Genomic DNA, 21,071 nt, shown 5'->3' on the forward strand with positions numbered 1-21,071 from the left:
AGGAAAATTGCATGTACGTGCTGTTTGAGGGGGATGGCTGGAAAGGGCTCACCAGCCTTCTTTCAGCATGCGCAACTCCAGGTGCTGCAACAGCATGATGGTCTTGCCGTCGGCGATCTCGCCGCTCTGCACCATGGCCAGTGCCTGCTCGAAACCCAGCTCCAGCACCTCGATGTCCTCGCCCTCCTCTTCCAGGCCACCGCCATGGCCGACCCGGTCCCCCGGCTGGTACTCGCCGAGAAAAAAGTGAATCCGCTCGGTGACCGACCCGGGGCTCATGAACGCCGCATAGATCTTCTCTACATGGCCGACGCGGTAGCCGGTCTCTTCCTCGGCCTCCAGGCGAATGCGCTCTTCGGGGCTGGCGTTGTCCAGCAGCCCCGCCGCCGCTTCAATCAGATAGCCGTGGTAGTCATTGACGAAGGTGGGCATGCGGAACTGGCGAATCAGCAACACGGTGCGTTGCTCGCGGTTGTACAGCAGGATAGTCGCGCCATTGCCGCGGTCATACACCTCGCGGGTCTGGGCTTGCCAACTGCCGTCGCGGCGACGCAGGTCGAAGCTGTATTTTTTCAGCAGGTACCAGTTGTCCGAGAGGGTCTCTTCGGCGGTGATGCGAACGGGGCTGTTGTCCATGGTCAGGCCTTTGTTCAAAAGAGCACGAGCATGTCGCGCCGGCATCGATGGCGTCAAATGCTGTAACACTTTGCAAGCAATCCCCCTGCGCGGCCGTCGAATTTATACCTGCCTGTGCAGGCCATCTGGTAAAACCCCCACTTCACCTTTGCCCTGGAATCTTCATGCCCTCTCGTTTTCTATCGCGCCTGAGCCTGCGCTGGTTTCCCCTGCTGTGCATGGCACTGTTGATCGTCGGCCTGCCCGTGGGCTGCGCGGTGCTGCAACACAAGGAGCGCGAGCTGGTGTTTCGCATCGAACCCGGCACCGCCAGTTGGTACAGCGGCTTGCCCAAGGCGGTGCAGGAATTCGAACTCAAGCCCGCCAGTTTCAAATCGGGGCAGAACATTCATGGCTGGTGGTACCCGGCCGCCAACAAGGACGCACCGGCGATCCTCTACCTGCATGGCGTACGCTGGAACCTCACCGGGCAGCTGTTTCGCATCGAGCAGTTGCACGCCCTGGGTTACTCGGTGCTGGCCATCGACTATCGCGGTTTTGGCCAGAGCCACGGCGAGCTGCCCTCCGAAACCACGGTCTACGAAGACGCGCGCATCGCCTGGGAACGCTTCCAGGTGCTGCAGCCGGACCCCGGCAAGCGCCTGATCTACGGGCACTCCCTCGGCGGCGCGGTAGCCATCGACCTGGCCGCCGAACTGGGCAAGCAGACGCCACTGCCGGTACGTGGGCTGGTCATCGAATCCACCTTCACCTCCCTGGCCGATGTGGCCACGGCGGTGGCCAACACCTCGCTGCCGGTGCGTTGGTTGCTGTCGCAGAAGTTCGACTCCATCGACAAGATCGCCGATATCCATATGCCATTGCTGGTGGTGCATGGCCTGGATGACCGCTATGTGCCGCCCCGTTTCAGCGAGCAACTATTTGAAGCAGCCCGACAACCCAAACGCCTCTTGTTGGTGCCGGGTGCCAGCCACAACAACAGCATGAGCCTGGCCGGTCGCAGCTATCGCCAGGCGCTCGACAACCTGATGCAAGCGAAGATGCCCGCCCAGGTTGTCACCCATGCAACCGGCCGTGACAACGAGTCATAAATCCGTTTTTCGGCACTGGGTTCGCGCTTGGCTGTCAAGCGCAAACCCTGCTCATACTGGCCCTCGCCGGCAGTTGATCAAATATTAACCTTTGGTTAAATCGCCAACCCTGCCGGGCGTTCGCAAAGTTATCCACAGAGATACCCACGGTTTTCGTGGACAACTCTTTTTATTTTTTTACGATTTTTTTGCTGATTAAACGGTTTCTGGAAATGTGCCCGGCAGCAAAATCTCACGATTCACATCGCGTATATCGTTATAGCCACACAGCGCCATCGACACGTCCAATTCACGGGCGATGATCTCGAGCGCCTTGGTCACCCCCGCTTCGCCCATCGCACCCAGCCCATACAAATGCGGGCGACCGATCATGGTGCCCTTGGCGCCGAGTGCCATCGCCTTGAGCACGTCCTGGCCGGAGCGAATGCCGCCGTCCAGCCACACCTCAATGCGCTCGCCCACCGCATCGACAATCGCCGGCAACTGGCTGATGCTCGATGGTGCACCATCCAACTGGCGGCCTCCGTGGTTGCTCACCACCAGTGCATCCGCCCCGGAATCGGCGGCCAGGCGCGCGTCTTCCACATCGAGGATGCCCTTGATGATCAGCTTGCCGCCCCAGCACTGCTTGATCCATTCCACATCGTCCCAGCTCAGGCGCGGGTCGAATTGCTGGGCGGTCCACGACGACAGCGACCGCATGTCCGCCACACCCTTCACATGCCCGACGATATTGCCGAAGCCACGCCGCCGGGTACCGAGCATGCCCATCACCCAGCGCGGCCTGATGGCCATGTTGAGGAGGTTCGGCAAGGTCAACCTGGGCGGTGCCGACAAGCCGTTGATCAAATCCTTGTGACGCTGCCCGAGGATCTGCAGGTCCAGGGTCAGCACCAGTGCGTCCACGCCGGCCGCCTTGGCACGTTCGATCAATTGCTCGACAAAGCCACGGTCGCGCATCACATACAGCTGGAACCAGAACGGCTTGCCGACCTGTTCGGCGATGTCCTCCAACGAGCAGATACTCATGGTCGACAAGGTATAGCGCAGGCCAAACGCAGCGGCGGCGCGGGCGGTAAGAATCTCGCCATCGGCATGCTGCATGCCCGCCAGGCCGGTCGGTGCCAGGGCAACGGGCATGGCCATGTCCTGGCCGAGCATGGTGGCGCGGATCGAACGTTCATCGATATTGCGCGCCACGCGCTGGCGGAATTTGATCCGGGCAAAATCGCTTTCATTGGCGCGGTAGGTGCTTTCAGTCCAGGACCCGGAATCGGCGTAATCGTAGAACATCCGTGGCACCCGCTTTTGCGCCAGCTTGCGTAAATCTTCGATGGTTGTCATCAACGACATCTAGGTCACCTCTCCCTGAACTGAGCACAGAGAGTAACCGCCCCACAAGTGGGCAACCAGCCATTGCGTTTATATCGATCGCAGACTAATCTCGCACAAACCCGCAAAAAAGCGCACAAACATGCATAACACCCATCACGCCATGGACCTGCCGTCCCTGCGCAAACAAAAGATCCTGTTACTGCTGGAACGCGACGGCAAAGTCACTGCCTCGGAGCTGGTGGACCACTTCGCCGTGTCCCAGGACACCATCCGCCGCGACCTCGGCGAACTCGCCGCCGCCGGCCTGTTGCAGCGCGTGCACGGTGGCGCCCTGCCCCGGCCCAAGGACACCGGCAAGGACTTCTTCACCCGCGTCGGCGAGACCAATGAAGCCAAGCGTCAACTCGCGCAACTCGCCGCCGATCAGGTGCAAGACGGCCAGATCGTGCTGTTCGATTCCGGCTCCACCACCTTGCAGATCGCCCAGTCATTGCCGCACTCGATCCGCCTGACGGTGGTCACGCCATCACCGATGATCGCCATCGCCCTGGCCGACCATCGCGATGTGAAGGTGATACTTGCCGGCGGCCAACTCAACCCGGCCACCTTGTCCACCAGCGGTCACGAGGCGGTGCGCCTGATCCAGAGCATCAAGGCCGACCTGCTGTTTACCGGAGTGTGCGCACTGCATCCGCAAGTGGGCATCAGCTCGCTGCATTTTGATGAAGTCGCGGTCAAGCAGGCCCTGCTCGACAGCGCCTCCCATGTGGTGGCGGTGACCATGGCCGACAAACTCGGTGCGGTGGAACCGTTTGTGGTGGCGCCATGCAACCGTATTCACACGTTGATTACCGAGTGGCATGTGCCGAGTGTGGAGGCGTATGAGCAGTTGGGGTTGGAGGTGTTGCGGGTGGAGGTCGAGTAGGTACAGGGCATCAAATGGCGGTGTGGCTGGCAGGCTTTGTTGTGGCCAGCAGGCTTTTTGTAGTGGGCAAGCTTTTTTATGGTGAGCGGGCTTGCTGTGGTGAGCAGGCTTTTTGTGGTGAGCGGGCTTGCCCCGCGCTGGGGCGCGTAGCGGCCCCTCATAAGGCCACCGCCATTATCCTGCCTGAACGCGGTGACTGGTTTTAGGGCTGCTTCGCAGCCCAGCGCGGGGCAAGCCCGCTCACCACAACAAGCTCACTCACCCCAAAAAAGCTTGCTCACCACAACAAGCCCGCTCACCACAAAAAAAGCTTGCTCACCACAGCAAGCTCACTAGCCACAACAAGCCCGCTCACCACGACAGCACCTTGGCCGCATCGCGCATGAAAATCTCGATGGTCTTGGGCCCCACGCCGTCAAATTCACCCAGGCGCTTTTCGAACGCCTGGCGGTTTTCGCTGGCACTGCGAATGTGGCTGATCTTGCCGGCGTACTCGGCGTTCAGCTTGGCACTCAGGTCCAGCAGACGCTGCGCGGTGCTTTCGTCGTACCGCACGTAGTGGGCACGCCCCAACATCGCCACCAATTCCTTGGAGGTGCAATGTTGCAGCTTGCGCGCCGTATCGCGCCCCTCTTCTTCAACGATCACCTTGTAGGCCTGGGCCGCAATTGGCGCCTGGATGCGCTTGCCCATCAGGAAGCTGGCGACAAACCACTTGAACAGGCTGGCGTCATCCCCAGGCGTGAGATCGATGCCCAGTTCAGTCGCTGAAATAGCCTTGGCCATGCTCAGTGCCCCAGCTTGCGCTCGACCTCATTCGCCCGTTCGTTGATGGCGTCGGCCTGGCGTTCGGTGTCCTTGATCGAGGTGGGTGTCAGCACTTTGTCGACGGTTTCGGTGCTGGGATTCGGGCGTTCCAGCGTCTGGCCCTTGGCGGCTTTATCAGTACCTCTTTGCGCCTGTTCGGAACTGATCGGGTCTGGGGTTTTATCGGCAGTCACAGTGAAATCTCCTGGCAGTTGAAGGCCCGCGAAAGCGGCGGGCACTTACGCAGCAGAGGCCTGTGAATGTCGATAGTTCAAGGAAATTGCCGCGGACAAACAGGAACAAAAAAATTTAAACCTTTTGGCCCGGCCTCGGCTCAACAGTCAGGTAACGGCATCCCGCCACTTTCAAGGAGCTCCATCATGACCACTCTGCTGATGAAACAAATGGGCCTGACTTTCGTACTGGTTGCCGGCGCAATATCCAACGCTATGGCCGCCACCTCCAACAGCTTCGTCGATGACGCAGCCCAAGGCGGTATCACCGAGGTGGAAGCCGGCAAACTGGCCCTCGAAAAAAGCAGCTCGGCCGACGTGAAAACGTTTGCCCAGCACATGGTCACCGACCATACCAAGGCCAATCAGGAACTCATGGCCCTGGCAAAAAAACTCGACATCGAAGTGCCGGATGACGCGGCGCTGACTGACAAGGCCAAGAAAGCCATCCTGGAACTGCGCGACGAATCATTTGACAAGGCCTACGCCAACAACCAGGTCGACGCCCATGAAAAAACCGTCGAGCTGTTCAAGAAGGAAGCTGCTTCCTCGGACAATGCCGAGCTGAAAGCCTTCGCCACCAAGACGCTGCCAACCCTTGAAGCCCATTTGAAAATGGCCAAGGAGCTGCAAGCCAAGCACGACCATTAATTCATTCCTGACTCAAGGAGACATTCGATCATGAGTTCGCAACTCAACGGCAAGAAGATTCTGGTCATCACCTCCAACACCGGCATCGAGCGCGATGAACTGCTCAAGCCCCTGGAAGCACTGCGCGGCCATGGCGCCACGGTGATCCACGCGTCCAGCAAAGGCGGCTCCACCCAGACCTTTGTCGGCGACACTGAAAAGGACAAAACCGTGGAATCCGACGTGCAGCTGTCAGACGTGGCCAGCAGCGACTTTGACGCCCTTGTGATCCCTGGCGGTACCGTCAATGCCGATACCCTGCGCCAGGACGCGGCGGCGCTGCGCCTGATCAAGGACTTTGCCCAAGCCGGTAAAACCATCGCGGCGATCTGCCACGGCCCATGGACGCTGATCGACGCCGGCGTGATCAAGGGCAAGACCCTGACCTCGTACAAAAGCGTGCGCATCGACCTGGAAAACGCCGGCGCGGCCGGGTGGGTCGATACCGAAGTCAAGCAATGCCAGGCCAATGGCTGGACCTTGATCACCTCGCGTACACCGGACGATCTGCCTGCTTTCAACGAGGCGATTGCCCAGGCTGTCGCTGGTTGAACCGCCCACGTTGAACGCAAACAGGCGCCTTTCGGCGCCTGTTTTGCGTTACCCCTGCCACTCAGCTTTTACGTTGTTCCTGCATCTCCCGCTTGGGCCCGAACATAGCCCACGCAATCAGGCCCACCAGCGGTACGAAGATCAGGATCACCAGCCATAAGCCCTTGGTCTCCCAGCCACTGGTGCTGCGCAATACGATATTGATCGCCCACAATTCCAACAGCAGCAGAATCACCGCCAACGCAATCCAGATATATTGAATTTCCATGCTTCACCTCCTAGGTCGTATGCGTTAGTTCAAGCATCGGCCGCGAGGGTTCATTTAAATTTTCCTGGGTGGTGGAATGCAACGTGCCCCCAGGCAGACCATGCAACCTGCACGACAGGCTCTCTCTGCAATCCTCTTCAACCAATTGAATTGAAAGGCCAATTTAAAAACACTCAAGTTGGTACGCCTGATGCACCACTGCACTGGACGAGGCGTGCATATCGACGCGCCCTGAGTTTCCCGTGAGGTGTCACCGATGAATGCCATTGACCTGCTCAAAGCCGACCACGAACGCGTAAAGGCCCTGTTGACGCAACTGAGTGAATCCACCGAACGCGGGGTTAAAAAACGCACGGAGTTGCTGGCCAAGCTGGAAGCGGAAATCAGCCTGCACACCAGGCTGGAAGAAGAAATCCTCTACCCAGCGTTCAGAAAGGCCGGCGGCAAGGAACAGGACATCATGTACCACGAGGCCAAGGAAGAGCACCGCACCGTTGACGCCCTGGTGCTGCCCGACCTGAAGCAGACCGAACCGTCGACCACCGAGTTTTCCGGACGCGTCAAAGTGGTCAAGGAACTGCTGGAGCACCATATCGAAGAAGAGGAAACCGAGATGTTCCCCCAGGCCAAAAAGCTGCTGGGCAAGGCATTGCTTGAAGAGTTGGGCGCCGAAATGGAAGCCATGAAAGCGGCGCATAAGGCGCATAAAAAGTCGCAATCGAGCAAGCCGATGGCGGCTTGATCTAGGCAGGACCGGAGCCTGGAATTCATCCAGGCTCCTGATACACCCACACGATAGGGGATAGCGTCATGAAGACCAGATCGTCCCAACGGATTGTGCTTATCGTCGGCCTGTCAGCCCTGCTCACCGGCCCCGCCCTCGCCGCCTTTGGCGATAACCCGGAACCTGCCGCCAACGCCTTGAGTGGCGACAGCGCCGCCGGCTCCGCCCTGCCACCGGGCACCTATCCGAGCAGCCCTTCCGACAGCGACAAAAAAACCAAGGACACCGCCAAACCGCCGAGCAAACCCGCCAGGCCGGCTGACACTGATAAAGACGGCAAGGAAAAACCCCGCTCAGGCAGCTGACGGTTCATCCGGCACCGGCGGCTCGGGCGCCAGCCCCCAGTCGCCATGCTCGTACCAGTCATCCCCGAGCATCTCGGCCGGGTGCATGGTGCGGTCGGCGCCATTGCCGCAAGCCAGCTCGGTGGCGGCACAGTAGCGATCACAGCCCCAACAGATACGTTCGGGATGCTTGGGGTGCAGCGGAAAAGGCTTGGCCATGAGTCGACTCCCTGGCGACGAACACTCCCTGCAACCTACCCCCATCCAGCCTGTGCAACCTTGACCGGCATCAAGCCTGGCCAAGATGAAATATCCTCGGAACTTGACAAGAATCATTATTATTTACTGCTGACCTTCCTAAACTCGGGTTCTCTCTCCACACCCCTCAGGAAGCCTCCATGCGTAGCCCTTCTTTGCTGTGCCTTGCCCTGCTGCTGAGCACCTCCGTGGCAGTTGCCAAGGAGTACCCCATCGGCGAACCGCAACACTGTCCGGGCCTGGAAATCGGCGCGGTGTACCTGCAACCGATCGAGATGGCACCCGCCGGCATGATGCGCGCCACGGCGGATTCCGATGTGCACCTGGAAGCCGACGTACGCGCCACGGCGGACAACGCCCAAGGGTTTCAGGAAGGCAGTTTCGTGCCCTACCTCAACCTGTCTTTCACCCTGAAGAAAACAGGCAGCGACACCCCCATCAGCGGCGACTTCCACGCCATGGTCGCCAACGACGGGCCGCACTACGGCGATAACGTCAAGCTGCAAGGCCCCGGCAAATACACCCTCACCTTCAGCGTATTGCCGCCCACCGGCCATCACTCCCTGGGCCGTCATACCGACAAGGAAACCGGGGTCGCCCCGTGGTTCGAACGCTGTGAAGTGCACTACGAATTCGTCTACGCCGGCATCGGCAAAAAAGGCGGCTATTGATGCGCCGCGCCCTATTGCTGGGCGGCCTGCTGCTGAGCATCGCGGCGGTGGCGGCGCCATTGCCCACCTACGAGCTGAGCCTGGAGGACGGCCATTTCGACCCGCCACAACTGGTGGTCAAGGCCGATGAGCGCTTCAAGATCGTGCTCAAGAACATCGGCCAAGGCCCGGCCGAATTCGAAAGCACGCCGTTGCGGGTCGAGAAGGTGTTGTCTGCGGGGGTGACCACCTTTGTGGTGATCCACCCGCTCAAGCCGGGGTTGTACCCGTTCTTCGACGAGTTCAACCCGCAATTGCCCGAAGGCAGCATCCTCGCCCAATAGGAGCCGTTGATGAATCAATCGATGTTTATTGTCTGGCGTGAAAGCGTCGAGGCCATGCTGGTGATCGGCATTCTGCAGGCTTGGATCAGCCGCCAGGCCGGTCATGTTCAGCTGGCCCGTTTCCTCTGGGCCGGGGTGTTGCTGGGGTTGCTGTGTTCGACCGGGCTGGCCGGTTTGATGCTCTGGGCCGGCGACGCCATTACCGGCCCACAGGGCGAGTGGCTGCAAGCGGCGCTGACCCTGTTGGCCAGCGGCTTGATGGTGCAGATGGTGTTCTGGATGCACCGCAACGCGGCCACGCTCAAACACACCCTGGTACGCGAGGCCGACGAGCGCCTGGCGCGCCAGGGCGGCTGGGGCGTGCTGTTACTGGCGCTGCTGGCGGTGAGCCGCGAAGGCAGTGAAACCGTGGTGTTCTTGTATGGCGCCGGGGCGCGCCTGCACGATGAGGCGCAAGGCCTGTTCGCCGTCGGCGGCCTGCTCGGCCTGGCACTCGCGGGGCTCACCGTCCTGGTGTTGCGCGGCAGTCGGCGCTTTATCTCCTGGTCACGGTTTTTCGCACTCAGCGAGGCGCTGCTGTTACTGCTCGGCGGCGCCTTGCTGATCGCGGCCGTGGACCGTATCAGTGGGCAACTGCTGGGCATGGACATGCCCGAGTGGGTCTACGCCGCCTTCGGTGACAGCCGCTGGGACAGCAGCGCAGTGCTCAGTGACAGCCATGGCCTCGGCGCGCTGCTGGCCGACTTTGCCGGCTACCGCGCGGCCCCCAGCCTTATCACCGTATTGGTACTGCTCGGCTACTGGCTGTGGGTGGGCAACGGCTTGCGTCGCGCCCGGCACGCGGCATGAGCTGGCTGCAGCAACTGGGCGATGGCATGCGCCGCCATGCCCGGCTGATTCGTGCCATGCAATGGGCCGTGGTGCTGGCGTATGCCGTGCTGCTGGTACTGCCCGCAGCGCTGCCGTTGCCGGATAGCCAGGCGCGCATGGTGAACAACCTGACGCTGCTGGCGCAATTTATCTTCTGGGGGATCTGGTGGCCGTTCGTGTTGCTGTCGATGGTGCTGTTCGGGCGCCTGTGGTGCGGCGTGCTGTGCCCGGAGGGTTCGCTGAGCGAGTGGGCCAGCCAGCACGGGCGTGGCCTCGGCATACCACGCTGGCTGCGTTGGGGCGGCTGGCCGACCCTGGGCTTTTGCCTCACCACGCTCTACGGCCAGTTGATCAGCGTGTACGACTATGCCCAGGCGGCGTTGCTGATCCTGGGCGGCTCGACGTTGGCGGCGGTGGTGGTCGGCCTGTTGTTCGTGCGCGGCAAACGCGTGTGGTGCCGCTACCTGTGCCCGGTCAGCGGCGTGTTCGCCCTGCTCGCCCGCCTGGCGCCGGTGCATTTCGCCGTGGATGAACAGCGCTGGAAAGCCAACCACGCCCCGCGCCTGCCGCTGCCCAACTGCGCGCCACTCCTGGACATCCGCCGCCTGCAAGGCGCCAGCGAATGCCACGCCTGTGGCCGTTGCAGCGGGCAACGCGGCGCGGTGCAACTGATCGCCCGCTCATGCAATCAGGAGATTCTCCACGCGCCCTATCAACCCGGCTCACCGTGGGATGCGCGCCTGCTGCTGTTTGGCGTGATCGGCCTTGCCATGGGCGCGTTCCAATGGACCTTGAGCCCTTGGTTTATCGCGCTCAAACAGGCACTCGCCGAATGGCTGGTAAGCCGCGACTGGGTATGGCTGCTGCAAGACAACGCGCCGTGGTGGCTGCTCACCCACTACCCGCCACTCAACGACAGCTTCAGCTGGCTCGATGGCCTGTGCATCGTGCTGTACCTGGCTGGCAGCGCACTGCTGCTCGGCGGTGGCTGCTGGCTGCTGCTGCGCCTGGCCGCATCTGTGGCCGGCGACCGCGCACTGTTTCGGCCCCTGGCACTGACACTCACGCCCCTGGGTGGTGCAGGGCTGTTCCTGGGGCTGTCGGCGACGACGGTGAAGTTGTTGCGCTATGAAGGGTTGGCATTGGCATGGGTGCAACCGGCGCGCGCACTGATGCTGAGCGCGGCGATTGGCTGGTGCCTGTGGTTGGGGTGGCGGCAGCTCCAAGGGCTGGAAACCCGGCGCCGTTACCTTGGGTGGTCGTGCTTACTGCTGAGCAACGGGCTGGTGGGCTATGGCTGGTGGTTGCAGTTCTGGGGGTGGGCTGGCTGATGTGCACCGATGCAACTGTGGGAGGGGGCTTGCCCCCGATGAGCATGGGGTATCTACACAATTTGCAGATCCTGACAGATCTCCCTGTGGCGAGCGGGCTTGTCCCGCGTTGGGGTGCGTAGCAGCCCCAGTAAAGAAGAATGCGGTGTATCAGACACTCTGTAGAGGCTGGTTTTAGGGCTGCTACGCAGCCCAACGCGGGACAAGCCCGCTCGCCACAACAGCCCTATCTGCCGGACGTTCAGTGTTGAGCCAAAGTTTGTTTAGATACCTATGCTCCGATGAGGGCGTGTCAGTTGATGCATCTGCCACTGACCCACCGCCATCGGGGGGCAAATCGAATCGCCGCACCGCCCCTCCTCCAGGCGAAGTTACACCTTGAACCGCGCCACCGTCTGATGCAGCGTCCCCGCCATCCCGGCCAGGTCATGCCCGGCCGTCTCGGTGTGTATCGCGCCCTGCAACACCTGCTGGGACAGGTTGCGAATGCCCACCAGGTTGCGATCCACTTCCCGCGCCACCAGCGCCTGTTCTTCGGTGGCGCTGGCAATCATCATATTGCGTTCGTTGATCTGCGAGATCGACCGGGTGATCTCGTCCAGCGCTTCTCCCGAACGTTGCGCCACGCTCAAGGTCGCCTGTACCCGCTCGCTGCTGCTGTGCATGGCGGCCACGGCGTGTTCGGTGTCCTGGCGGATATTGCCGATCATCTGCTCGATCTCCTGGGTCGAGACCTGGGTGCGATGGGCCAACGCGCGCACTTCATCGGCGACCACCGCAAACCCGCGCCCGGCCTCCCCGGCGCGGGCCGCTTCGATGGCCGCGTTCAACGCCAGCAGGTTGGTCTGGTCGGCAATGCTGCGGATCACTTCGAGCACGCTGCTGATGTCTTGCACGCGGCCAGCCAGTTGCTGGATACGCTCCGAGGTTTCCACCACTCCGGTGGCCAAGGTATTGATCGACGCCACGGTTTCCTGCACCTGCGCCTGTCCACGCTGGGCGGTCTGCTCCGACAGGCGCGAGGCTTCGCTGGTGCTCACGGCATTGCGTGCCACTTCGTCGACGGCGGCGGTCATTTCATTCACCGCCGTGGCGGCCTGTTCGATTTCCTGGCCCTGCAACTGCAGGCTGCTGCTGGTCTGGCCGCTGACCGCGCTCAACTCTTCCGACGAGCTGGCCACGCCGTCCACCGACGTCGCGATATGGCGGACCATCTGGTTCAGGTTCTGCTGCATCTGGTGCAGGTTGCGCATCACACTGCCGTCGATACTGTTGCCCAACGGCACCTCGAGGGTCAGGTCGCCCTCGGCGATATGACTCAACACCCGCGCCACCTCATCCGGCTCGCCGCCCAGCGGTCGGGTGACGCTGCGCGTGACAATCACCGCCGCCGCCACCACCAGGGCCAGGCACAGCAGGAACAGCCCGAGCATGGTGCGTCGCGCCTCGTCATACAGGGTTTGCGCCGCCTGCTGACGTTCGGCGAACAGCCGCCCCTGCATGGCCATCAACGCATCCAGGCTCTTGAACACCTCAAGCTCGGCCGGGATCACCTGCTCTTTGAGCTGGGCCAGGCCCTGCTCGCGCGCCCCTTGCCGGATCAGCGCCTGCACCTGGGTGAAGGCCGCCACGTAGGCCTCACGGTGGGTTTTCAAGGTGGCATAGGCGGCCTTGCCTTCGGCGGTGTCGAGCAGCGGCTCAAGGGTGGCGAACGCCTGGGTGATGCGCTCGCGCGTGGTGCCGATGGAGGCCTGGGCCTGTTGGTTGTCCTGGTCGATCAGCAGGTCGCGGGTGTTGCGCCCGTTATCGCGCACCCCGGTGGCGATCACCATGATCGGCGCAATTCTGGGCCAGTCCTGCTGCACGATCTGCTCGGACTGCTGCTTGAGGGTCGCCAGGTCGTGAAGGGCGTAAAACACCAAGCCGACCAGCGCCAGCGGCGCAATCGCGAAGCCGATGACAATGCGTTGTGCCGTGGTTAATTGCTTCATTGTGATAGTCCCTGATGAACACCTGCCCGTCATGGGCAGCATCTATAAAAATCCGCTTGAGGGCGCCGATCACCCTCGCAATACAAAAGCAGGAAACAACTCGCGCAATCGGCTCCATAACTCCGGCAAGGCAGCCTGTGCCGGAGAGCTCGACAATTGCGCATCGAGCATGCTGGCCGTGCGCACCATTTGCACCGCAAAGCGTTGCACGCCGTTGGCTTGCAAACGCTGGGCCAGCAACAGCAACCGAGGGGGTCGATCAAATGCCAATGCACCGTGGTGCGGCACTCGTACTCGACGCCGCTGGCCAACAGGGTGTCGAGGCTGCGCCAGTTGGCGGCACCGCTGTTCCTGACCTGGGTAATCAACTGGCAATCCTCGGCCAGCGCCTTGACGTCAAAGCCGACCCAATCGGCATGCCGCAACGCATTGGCAAACCCTGCCGGTTTGATCCCGGCGCTGTGCAGGCCGACGCGAAACCCCATCGCCCGCACTTCATCCATGGCCGCCGGCAAGCCTTCCTGCAAGGTCGGCTCGCCGCCGCTGAACACCACGGCGTCGAGCAAGTCCTTGCGCCGCTGCAAAAACAGCAACACCCGGCGCCAATCCACCTCCGTGCTACCGCGCGGCGGGATCAGGTCCGGGTTGTGGCAGTAACGACAGCGCCAGGCACAGCCCTGGCAAAACAGCACACAGGCGAGCATGCCGGGGTAGTCGAGGGTGGTCAGGGGCACCAGGCCCCCGACCCGTAGCGCTCGACTCATTGGCGCCCGGCCACGGCGGCCGTTTCAGTGAAATGCACGCGTTCCTTGTGCTCGGATTGTTTGCCGGGATTGAACGCCGACACGGGCCGGTGATAGCCCATCACCCGGGTCCAGACTTCGCAGCGCTGACGTTGTGGCTGGGATGCTTGCATGGTGAATCTCCTTGCGGGTTGGAAGATCGGTTCAGTGCGCAGCGGCCCGTGCCAGCACTTCATCGCACTTGGGGCAGAACTCATGCTCACCGGCGAGGTAACCGTGCACCGGGCAGATCGAGAACGTCGGGGTGATCGTCAGGTACGGCAGGCGGAAACGCCCCAACGCCTTGCGCACCAGTTGCTTGCAGGCCTGGGCCGAGGAAATCTGCTCGGCCATGTACAGGTGCAACACGGTGCCGCCGGTGTATTTGCATTGCAGTTCGTCTTGCAGTTCCAGGGCTTCGAAGGGGTCCTGGGTAAAGCCCACCGGCAGTTGCGAGGAGTTGGTGTAGTACGGCGCGACGTCGCTGCCGGCCTGCAGGATGTCCGGGTAGCGCTTGCGATCTTCCTTGGCGAAGCGGTAGGTGGTGCCTTCCGCCGGGGTGGCTTCGAGGTTGTAGAGGTGGCCGGTGTCTTCCTGGAAGCGCAGCAACGTAGCGCGCACATGGTCGAGCAACTTGAGGGCAAATGCGCGGCCCTCTTCGGTGTGCATGCCCTGCTCGTCGCCGGTGAAATTGCGCAGCATCTCGTGCATGCCGTTGAGGCCGATGGTGGAGAAGTGATTGCGCAAGGTGCCGAGGTAACGCTTGGTGTAGGGGTACAAGCCGGCGTCCATATGGTGCTGGATCACCTTGCGCTTGACCTCCAGGCTTTCCATGGCCATGTCCATCAGGCTGTCCAGGCGTTGCAGCAGGCCCGAGGTGTCGCCCTTGAACAGGTAACCCAGGCGCGCGCAGTTGATCGTCACCACGCCCAGGCTGCCGGTCTGCTCCGCCGAACCGAACAACCCACCGCCGCGCTTGAGCAGCTCGCGCACGTCCAATTGCAGGCGACAGCACATCGAGCGCACCTGGTTGGGTTGCATATCGGAATTGAGGAAGTTCTGGAAATACGGCAGGCCGTAGCGCGCAGTCATCTCGAACAGGCGGTCGGCGTTCTCGCTGTCCCAGGGGAAATCGTGGGTGATGTTGTAGGTGGGAATCGGGAAGGTGAAGACCCGGCCCTTGGCATCGCCGGCCTGCATCACTTCGATATAGGCGCGGTTGATCAGCGCCATTTCCGCTTGCAGATCGCCATAGGCAAACGGCATTTCCTCACCGCCGATCACCGGCACCTGCTCGCGCAGATCCTCCGGGCAGACCCAGTCGAAGGTCAGGTTGGTAAACGGCGTCTGGGTACCCCAGCGCGACGGTACGTTGAGGTTGTAGATGAACTCCTGCACCGCCTGGCGCACCTCGGCGTAACTCAGTTTATCCTTGCGCACATAGGGCGCCAGGTAGGTATCGAACGAGCTGAACGCCTGGGCGCCGGCCCATTCGTTTTGCAGGGTGCCGAGGAAATTGACCATCTGCCCCAGGGCGCTGCTCAAGTGCTTGGGCGGCCCGGCTTCGACACGGCCCGGCACGCCATTGAGGCCTTCGTGCAACAGCGAACGCAGCGACCAACCGGCGCAATACCCGGCGAGCATGTCCAGGTCATGGATATGCAAATCCGCCTCACGGTGCGCGCGGCCGATCTGCTGGCTGTAGACCTCGTCGAGCCAATAGTTGGCGGTGACCTTGCCCGACACGTTCAACACCAGCCCGCCCAGGGAATAGCCCTGATTGGCGTTGGCTTGCACACGCCAGTCTTCGCGGTCGAGGTATTCGTTCATCGAGGTGGCGACTTCCACCAGGGTCTTGCGGTCGCGACGCAGGCGGCCGTGTTGTTCGCGGTAGACGATATAGGCGCGCATGGAGAGGAAGTAGCCGGCGTCCATCAGCACGCGTTCGACGCTGTCCTGGATTTGTTCGACGTCCAGGTGTTCGATGCCCCTCAGGCGGGCCAGGACAGCGCCCAGTAACAGGTCGACGTCGGCCTCCTGGTACTCGCCGGTGGCGGTACCGGCGGCGGTCAGGGCGTGGTGGATTTTTTCGGCGTTGAAGGGGACCAGGCTGCCGTCGCGTTTGTGTAGGCGGGTGCTGACCAGCGGGGTGAGCGTGTTTTGCATTTTCCGGGCTCCAGGCACTACATATAGATGCTTTTAGTCTTTAAGACACAATATGCAGTGAGGTTACGGAGAATGGGGTGGGGGTCCCTTGATCGGGGTCAAGGTTTTTTGATTGGGTACATATCCGTTATTTAGGTAACGGATATGTACTCAGTACCACACCACCCCACACACCCCTCACCCCCCACTCATATTCATAAACCGCACCACCTGCACCTCCCCATCCCCACTGAAATCATGCCGCAACGGCTTACCCTTCAACCCCCTGTGCAACGCCTCGACCAACGGCCCATCCTCCAACGGATAGCGCCGTAACAACGCGCGAAAATCCAGCGCATCTTCCTGCCCCAGGCACAACAGCAACTGCCCTTCCACCGTCATTCGTACCCGATTACAACTGCCACAGAAATTATGCGACTTAGGCGAAATAAACCCCACCCGCGTCCCAGGATGCCCCGCCAACCGCACATACCGCGCCGGCCCGCCGCTGTTCTCGGTGCTATCGATCAGCCCATGCTCATTGGCAATCACCGCGCGTACTGCATCGCTGGAGCAGAACGTCTCGCCCCGCGACCGCCCCACGTCCCCCAGGGGCATTTCCTCGATAAAACTGATGTCGACACCCTGGTCGATGGCGTACCGCACCAACGCCGGGACCTCGTCGAAGTTGCGCCCCTTCATCACCACGCAGTTGAGCTTGACCCGCTCGAACCCCGCCTCCCGCGCGGCCTCGATACCGTCCAGCACCTGGCGCAGATCACCGTTGCGGGTGATCCCACGAAAGCGCTGCGCATCCAAGCTGTCGAGGCTGATGTTCATGCGCTTGACCCCCGCCTCCACCAACGGCCGCGCCAGTCGCGCCAACTGCGAGCCATTGCTGGTCATCACCAGTTCACGCAAGCCCGGCAGTGCCGCGATGTTGCGGCACAGCCCGACAATGCCCAGGCGAATCAGCGGTTCGCCCCCGGTGAGGCGGATCTTGCGCACGCCCTGCCCCACGAACAGCGCGGCCAGGCGTTGCAGTTCTTCCAGGGTCAACACCTGCTGGCGCGGCAGGAATGTCATGTTTTTCGCCATGCAGTACACACAGCGAAAATCGCAACGGTCGGTCACCGACAAGCGCAGGTAATCGATCGAACGGCCCACCCCATCCACCAGGCTCATGTCACTGCACCAACGGTGAGTCGGCACCCTGCAGCGCGATGCCGCGGATGTCCGCCGCGCCGATCAGGGTTTGCAGGTACTGCACCAATGCCTTCTGCCACACCCCTTGCTGCAACTGGGTGCGAATCGCCACGGCCACCGCTTCATACGGCAACGGCTGGCCTTCGATACGCTGGTCGACGCTGATCACGTGCCAGCCGTAACGGCTCTCCAGCGGCTTGGCGGCCAGGCCCGGGGCCAGGGTGAACAACTGGCGCTCCAGCTCGGGCACGGTCTGGCCTTTGCTCACCTGGCCCAGCGAACCGCCCTGGGCCTTGGACGGGCAGGCCGAGTATTTGAGCGCCAGTTCGGCAAACTGGCCGGGCTGTTCTTCCAGGCTCAGCAGCAGGACTTCGGCCTGGGTGTGCGCCAGGTGGCGTGCCTCGGCGTCGTCCGGCGCGCACTCGAGCAGGATATGCCGCACCGCCAGCAACGGCGCGCTGTGAAAGCGCCCACGGTTGTTCTCGAAGTAGCGCACGCAGGTGGCTTCGTCGCAGTCGGGCACCGTCACCTCACGCTCCAGCAGCAGGCGCGTGGCGGCTTCTTCTTCGTTCTCGCCGGAGGCGATCTGCACCGCCAGGCCCAGCTCGGCGATCCGCTGTTGCAACAGCTCGCGGATCACCAGCGCGCGAGCGGCCAGGTACACCGCCTCCTCGCGGCTGGCGGCCGGGTGGTATTGCAACTCCAGGGCCATGGCCTCGGGCGTGACCGCCACGCCGTTGACGCTGATGATCGGCCATTCCTGTTCACTGCTGGCGATCAACTCCGGCGCCTTGATCTCCTCGAAAGAAGCCTGGGCCACAGCCTCGGCCATCACCGGTTCCTTGGCCGACGAGCCGCAACCACCGCTGCCGCCGTTACCGCCACCACATCCGCATCCTGTAGTCATGACGTTCTCCTCAATACTTCTGCCGCACGATTTGATAACGACGCCCCAGGTACCAGATCGGCGCGCTGACCATGTGCACCAGGCGGGTAAACGGGAACAGCACAAACAGGGTCAAGCCCAGCGCCACGTGGGCCTTGTAGATCAGCGACACCGGCGCAATCGACTCGGCCGCTTCCACCGGCCGCAACAGCACCACGTTCTGCGCCCAGTCGGCGAGCATCACCATCACCGAGCCGTCCATATGCCCGGTGGAGGCGACGATGGTCAGCAGGCCCAGCAGCAACTGCGCCAGCAGCACCAGCAGGATCAGGATGTCCGACGGGCTCGAGGTCGCCCGCACACGGGGGTCACCCAGGCGGCGCTTGACCAGCATCAGCAGGCCCACCAGGCACAGCAGGCCGAAGAAGCCGCCCGAGACCATCGCCAGCAACTGCTTGTGCTCAGTGCTGATCACATGGTGGTAGACCGACGCCGGGGTCAGCAGGCCGACAAAATGCCCGGCCAGCACGAACAGCACGCCGACGTGGAAAAAGTTGCTCGCCACGCGCATGCCACGGTTGTTGAGCATCTGGCTGGAACCGGCCTTCCAGGTGTACTGCGACAGGTCGAACCGCGCCCAACTGCCCAACAGGCAGATCGCCAGGGCCACATAGGGGTACACCCCGAATACCAGCAAATTCCACTTAGACATTACCCACCTCCCCGGCGGGCGCTGCGGCCCGGCCTTCTTGCTGAAAATCCACCCAGTGCAACGGCACCGCGCTTTCTTCGCGGGCCTTGCCCGGACTGCTCGGCATCGAGCTGCAGCGGTCCTGTTGCTCAGCCTGCATAAAGTCCACCGCTTCCTCTTCCCAGATTTTGTCCAGGGCTTCGAGGGAGTCGTCGCGCGGTTCGGCGGCGACCTGGGCACGCAGTTCGGCCACGGCCTGGTGCGGCTCGGCGCCGGCAATCTGCAACAGCGCACGGAAGCAACTGGCATAGCCGCTCTCACGCTCGTCCAGACGCGCAGCGAGCAAGGCCAGCAGGTGCGCCACATCCGCCAGGCCCTCGCGGGCCTCGATGTCTTCGCGGGTGGACAGAAACTCCAGGTACAACGGGATGTAGTCCGGCAGCTCCTTGACGCCGATGGCGAAGCCGGCCTCCTCGTACTGGGCCATCATGTCGACCATGGCCTGGCCCCGGTCGCGGGATTCGCCGTGCACGTGTTCGAACAACAACAGCGACAGCGACCGCCCCCGGCCAAACAGCGCGCCGTAGTGTTCCTGGCCGTCCATCAGGTCATTGGCGCAGATCAGTTCCAGCAGCTCGAACAACGCACCGCGCTGCTTGGGGCTGATTTCCCGTGCTTCAAGAATCGCCTGTTCCAGTTCGTCGCGACCGTTCACCAGGGTTTCAGTGGGGTAGTCCAGCAGCAACGAAATCACTTTAAGAATGCGCATGGCTCAGTCCTCCCAGATCTGGACGGTTTTCAGCACGTCGCGGCGGTTGGCTTTCTTGGCGCCGAACATGTTGGTGTCGGAGCTGCCGCTGCAACCGCTGCCGAAGCTGAAACCACAGCCGGAGCGTTCGGCGAACGCGTCGCTCATGGCGTCTTCACGGTGGGCGCTCGGTACCACGAAGCGGTCTTCGTAGTTGGCGATGGCCAGGTAGCGGTACATCTCTTCCACCTGTTCAACGCTCAGGCCGACGTCTTCGAGCACTTGCAGGTCCTGTACGCCATCGACTTGCTGGGAGCGTTTGTAGGCGCGCATCGCCAACAGGCGCTTGAGTGCACGCTTGACCGGTTTTTCATCGCCGGCGGTGAGCATGTTCGCCAGGTAACGCAGCGGAATACGCAGGCTGTCCACATCCGGGATCACCCCGTTCATGCCCACGGTGCCGGCCGCGGCGGCGTTCTGGATCGGTGACAGCGGCGGCACGTACCAAACCATCGGCAAGGTGCGGTATTCCGGGTGCAGCGGCAGGGCCAACTTCCAGTCGACGGCCATTTTGTACACCGGCGAACGCTGGGCCGAGTCGATCACCGACTGCGGCACGCCATCGGCCAGGGCCTGGCGAATCACCGCCGGGTCATTCGGGTCGAGGAAGATTTCCAGTTGCTTCTCGTACAGGTCCTGCTCGTTGGCGGTGCTGGCCACTTCGCTGATGCGGTCGGCGTCGTACAGCAGCACACCGAGGTAGCGAATCCGACCCACACAGGTTTCGGCGCACACGGTCGGCATACCGGCTTCGATACGCGGGTAGCAGAAGATGCACTTCTCGGACTTGCCGCTCTTCCAGTTGAAGTAGATTTTCTTGTACGGGCAACCGCTGATGCACATGCGCCAGCCCCGGCACTTCTCCTGGTCGATCAGCACGATGCCGTCTTCTTCACGCTTGTAGATCGCACCGCTCGGGCAGGATGCCGCACACGCCGGGTTGAGGCAGTGCTCGCACAGGCGCGGCAGGTACATCATGAAGGTGTTTTCGTACTCGCCATAAATGTCGGCCTGGATCTGGTCGAAGTTCTTGTCCTTGCGGCGCTTTGCGAATTCGGTGCCGAGGATTTCCTCCCAGTTCGGGCCCCACTCGATCTTTTCCATGCGCTTGCCGGACACCAGCGAACGCGGGCGTGCGGTCGGCTGGTGCTCGCCCAATGGCGCGGTGTGCAAGTGCTGATAGTCGAAGTCGAACGGCTCGTAGTAGTCGTCCAGGCTCGGCAGGTCGGGGTTGGCGAAGATGTTCGCCAACACGCGGAACTTGCCGCCGATGCGCGGGTTGATCGAGCCATTGGCGTTGCGCACCCAGCCGCCCTTCCACTTGTCCTGGTTCTCCCACTCCTTGGGGTAGCCGATGCCGGGCTTGGACTCGACGTTGTTGAACCAGGCGTATTCCATGCCTTCACGGCTGGTCCACACGTTTTTGCAGGTAATGGAACAGGTGTGGCAGCCGATGCATTTGTCCAGGTTGAGGACCATGCCGATCTGTGAGCGAATTTTCATC

24 protein-coding genes and 1 pseudogene are annotated in these 21,071 nt (G+C 62.1%); 10 read left to right on the top strand and 15 right to left on the bottom strand.

Translation table 11 applies throughout. From position 1 onward, the window contains the following. Positions 1 to 48 precede the first annotated feature (48 nt). Positions 49 to 636 (bottom strand): NUDIX domain-containing protein, encoded by a 588-nt coding sequence (locus tag NIBR502773_RS02375; RefSeq protein ID WP_027607152.1) that lies wholly within the window; start codon positions 634 to 636, stop codon positions 49 to 51. A 164-nt stretch (positions 637 to 800) separates the two neighbouring features. On the opposite strand from NIBR502773_RS02375, the gene NIBR502773_RS02380 reads away from it, so the two are divergent. Beyond that, positions 801 to 1,727 carry an alpha/beta hydrolase gene (locus NIBR502773_RS02380; RefSeq protein ID WP_141155257.1) on the top strand — a complete coding sequence of 309 codons (927 nt, stop codon included), beginning with the start codon at positions 801 to 803 and terminating at the stop codon, positions 1,725 to 1,727. Positions 1,728 to 1,922: 195 nt separating this feature from the next. Here NIBR502773_RS02380 and NIBR502773_RS02385 read toward each other — a convergent pair whose 3' ends face one another. Then, positions 1,923 to 3,080: an alpha-hydroxy acid oxidase gene (locus NIBR502773_RS02385; RefSeq protein WP_141155258.1), complete on the bottom strand. Its 1,158-nt coding sequence runs from the start codon at positions 3,078 to 3,080 to the stop codon at positions 1,923 to 1,925. A gap of 121 nt (positions 3,081 to 3,201) precedes the next feature. On the opposite strand from NIBR502773_RS02385, the gene NIBR502773_RS02390 reads away from it, so the two are divergent. Beyond that, positions 3,202 to 3,987, top strand: a complete 786-nt coding sequence (locus NIBR502773_RS02390) for a DeoR/GlpR family DNA-binding transcription regulator (RefSeq protein ID WP_141155259.1) — start codon at positions 3,202 to 3,204, stop codon at positions 3,985 to 3,987. A 351-nt stretch (positions 3,988 to 4,338) separates the two neighbouring features. Here NIBR502773_RS02390 and NIBR502773_RS02395 read toward each other — a convergent pair whose 3' ends face one another. Further along, positions 4,339 to 4,773 (bottom strand): DNA methylase, encoded by a 435-nt coding sequence (locus NIBR502773_RS02395; RefSeq protein WP_141155260.1) that lies wholly within the window; start codon positions 4,771 to 4,773, stop codon positions 4,339 to 4,341. Between the two features lie 2 nt (positions 4,774 to 4,775). Continuing rightward, the gene (locus NIBR502773_RS02400; RefSeq protein ID WP_115488268.1) at positions 4,776 to 4,988 is read right to left on the bottom strand and encodes a hypothetical protein; all 213 of its coding nucleotides are present in this window, start codon (positions 4,986 to 4,988) and stop codon (positions 4,776 to 4,778) included. A 186-nt stretch (positions 4,989 to 5,174) separates the two neighbouring features. Between NIBR502773_RS02400 and NIBR502773_RS02405 the strand changes: the two genes are divergently transcribed. Both NIBR502773_RS02405 and NIBR502773_RS02410 read left to right on the top strand, forming a co-directional pair. Further along, entirely contained in the window at positions 5,175 to 5,678 is a 504-nt protein-coding gene (locus NIBR502773_RS02405) for a DUF4142 domain-containing protein (RefSeq protein WP_065927205.1), read from the top strand. Positions 5,679 to 5,708: 30 nt separating this feature from the next. Then, positions 5,709 to 6,269: a type 1 glutamine amidotransferase domain-containing protein gene (locus NIBR502773_RS02410; RefSeq protein ID WP_141155261.1), complete on the top strand. Its 561-nt coding sequence runs from the start codon at positions 5,709 to 5,711 to the stop codon at positions 6,267 to 6,269. A gap of 61 nt (positions 6,270 to 6,330) precedes the next feature. Here the strand turns inward: NIBR502773_RS02410 and NIBR502773_RS02415 are convergent, their stop codons facing one another. Beyond that, positions 6,331 to 6,537 (bottom strand): PLD nuclease N-terminal domain-containing protein, encoded by a 207-nt coding sequence (locus NIBR502773_RS02415; protein ID WP_141155262.1) that lies wholly within the window; start codon positions 6,535 to 6,537, stop codon positions 6,331 to 6,333. Positions 6,538 to 6,793: 256 nt separating this feature from the next. Here NIBR502773_RS02415 and NIBR502773_RS02420 point away from each other — a divergent pair, with 256 nt between their 5' ends. Together NIBR502773_RS02420 and NIBR502773_RS02425 are read left to right on the top strand one after the other, a co-directional pair. Further along, positions 6,794 to 7,279 carry a hemerythrin domain-containing protein gene (locus tag NIBR502773_RS02420; RefSeq protein WP_141155263.1) on the top strand — a complete coding sequence of 162 codons (486 nt, stop codon included), beginning with the start codon at positions 6,794 to 6,796 and terminating at the stop codon, positions 7,277 to 7,279. Between the two features lie 68 nt (positions 7,280 to 7,347). Continuing rightward, entirely contained in the window at positions 7,348 to 7,626 is a 279-nt protein-coding gene (locus NIBR502773_RS02425) for a hypothetical protein (protein WP_141155264.1), read from the top strand. Here the strand turns inward: NIBR502773_RS02425 and NIBR502773_RS02430 are convergent. Continuing rightward, positions 7,615 to 7,824, bottom strand: coding sequence for a DUF3079 domain-containing protein (locus NIBR502773_RS02430; protein ID WP_141155265.1), 210 nt, complete (start codon positions 7,822 to 7,824; stop codon positions 7,615 to 7,617). The two genes, NIBR502773_RS02425 and NIBR502773_RS02430, sit on opposite strands and share 12 nt — an antisense overlap. Before the next feature lie 179 nt (positions 7,825 to 8,003). Between NIBR502773_RS02430 and NIBR502773_RS02435 the strand changes: the two genes are divergently transcribed. Genes NIBR502773_RS02435 through NIBR502773_RS02450 form a run of 4 tightly spaced genes read left to right on the top strand, consistent with a single transcriptional unit; the run spans position 8,004 to position 11,058 of the window. Continuing rightward, positions 8,004 to 8,534 carry an iron transporter gene (locus tag NIBR502773_RS02435; protein WP_141155266.1) on the top strand — a complete coding sequence of 177 codons (531 nt, stop codon included), beginning with the start codon at positions 8,004 to 8,006 and terminating at the stop codon, positions 8,532 to 8,534. Further along, positions 8,534 to 8,857: a cupredoxin domain-containing protein gene (locus tag NIBR502773_RS02440; protein WP_141155267.1), complete on the top strand. Its 324-nt coding sequence runs from the start codon at positions 8,534 to 8,536 to the stop codon at positions 8,855 to 8,857. The genes NIBR502773_RS02435 and NIBR502773_RS02440 overlap by 1 nt, the downstream gene beginning before the upstream one ends. 9 nt (positions 8,858 to 8,866) lie before the next feature. Continuing rightward, positions 8,867 to 9,706, top strand: a complete 840-nt coding sequence (locus tag NIBR502773_RS02445; protein WP_141155268.1) for an FTR1 family protein — start codon at positions 8,867 to 8,869, stop codon at positions 9,704 to 9,706. Further along, complete coding sequence (locus NIBR502773_RS02450) at positions 9,703 to 11,058, top strand: 4Fe-4S binding protein (protein WP_141155269.1); 1,356 nt, start codon at positions 9,703 to 9,705, stop codon at positions 11,056 to 11,058. The genes NIBR502773_RS02445 and NIBR502773_RS02450 overlap by 4 nt, the downstream gene beginning before the upstream one ends. 371 nt (positions 11,059 to 11,429) lie before the next feature. Here NIBR502773_RS02450 and NIBR502773_RS02455 read toward each other — a convergent pair whose 3' ends face one another. The 9 genes and pseudogenes from NIBR502773_RS02455 to narH all read right to left on the bottom strand — a co-directional run bounded on the left by NIBR502773_RS02455 (position 11,430) and on the right by narH (position 21,070). Beyond that, a complete protein-coding gene (locus NIBR502773_RS02455; RefSeq protein ID WP_141155270.1) occupies positions 11,430 to 13,049 on the bottom strand; it encodes a methyl-accepting chemotaxis protein in 1,620 nt (539 codons plus the stop codon). Between the two features lie 69 nt (positions 13,050 to 13,118). Beyond that, positions 13,119 to 13,813, bottom strand: a pseudogene (locus NIBR502773_RS02460) (anaerobic ribonucleoside-triphosphate reductase activating protein). Continuing rightward, positions 13,810 to 13,965, bottom strand: coding sequence for an anaerobic ribonucleoside-triphosphate reductase (gene nrdD, locus NIBR502773_RS02465; protein ID WP_049712898.1), 156 nt, complete (start codon positions 13,963 to 13,965; stop codon positions 13,810 to 13,812). The pseudogene NIBR502773_RS02460 and the gene nrdD overlap by 4 nt, the downstream one beginning before the upstream one ends. Positions 13,966 to 13,996: 31 nt before the next feature. After that, positions 13,997 to 15,997: a ribonucleoside triphosphate reductase gene (locus tag NIBR502773_RS02470; RefSeq protein WP_141155271.1), complete on the bottom strand. Its 2,001-nt coding sequence runs from the start codon at positions 15,995 to 15,997 to the stop codon at positions 13,997 to 13,999. A 177-nt stretch (positions 15,998 to 16,174) separates the two neighbouring features. Then, on the bottom strand, positions 16,175 to 17,161 hold the full coding sequence (moaA, locus tag NIBR502773_RS02475; RefSeq protein ID WP_141155272.1) for a GTP 3',8-cyclase MoaA: 987 nt from the start codon (positions 17,159 to 17,161) through the stop codon (positions 16,175 to 16,177). A 1-nt stretch (position 17,162) separates the two neighbouring features. Continuing rightward, on the bottom strand, positions 17,163 to 18,089 hold the full coding sequence (locus NIBR502773_RS02480; protein WP_141155273.1) for a peptidylprolyl isomerase: 927 nt from the start codon (positions 18,087 to 18,089) through the stop codon (positions 17,163 to 17,165). A 10-nt stretch (positions 18,090 to 18,099) separates the two neighbouring features. Further along, entirely contained in the window at positions 18,100 to 18,780 is a 681-nt protein-coding gene (narI, locus tag NIBR502773_RS02485) for a respiratory nitrate reductase subunit gamma (RefSeq protein ID WP_141155274.1), read from the bottom strand. Beyond that, positions 18,773 to 19,528 (bottom strand): nitrate reductase molybdenum cofactor assembly chaperone, encoded by a 756-nt coding sequence (narJ, locus tag NIBR502773_RS02490; RefSeq protein ID WP_115489187.1) that lies wholly within the window; start codon positions 19,526 to 19,528, stop codon positions 18,773 to 18,775. The genes narI and narJ overlap by 8 nt, the downstream gene beginning before the upstream one ends. Positions 19,529 to 19,531: 3 nt before the next feature. Next, on the bottom strand, positions 19,532 to 21,070 hold the full coding sequence (gene narH, locus NIBR502773_RS02495) for a nitrate reductase subunit beta (protein ID WP_027607174.1): 1,539 nt from the start codon (positions 21,068 to 21,070) through the stop codon (positions 19,532 to 19,534). Between the last annotated feature and the right edge of the window lies 1 nt (position 21,071).

It is taken from the genome of Pseudomonas sp. NIBRBAC000502773, assembly GCF_006517195.1.
GTDB lineage: Bacteria > Pseudomonadota > Gammaproteobacteria > Pseudomonadales > Pseudomonadaceae > Aquipseudomonas > Aquipseudomonas marginalis.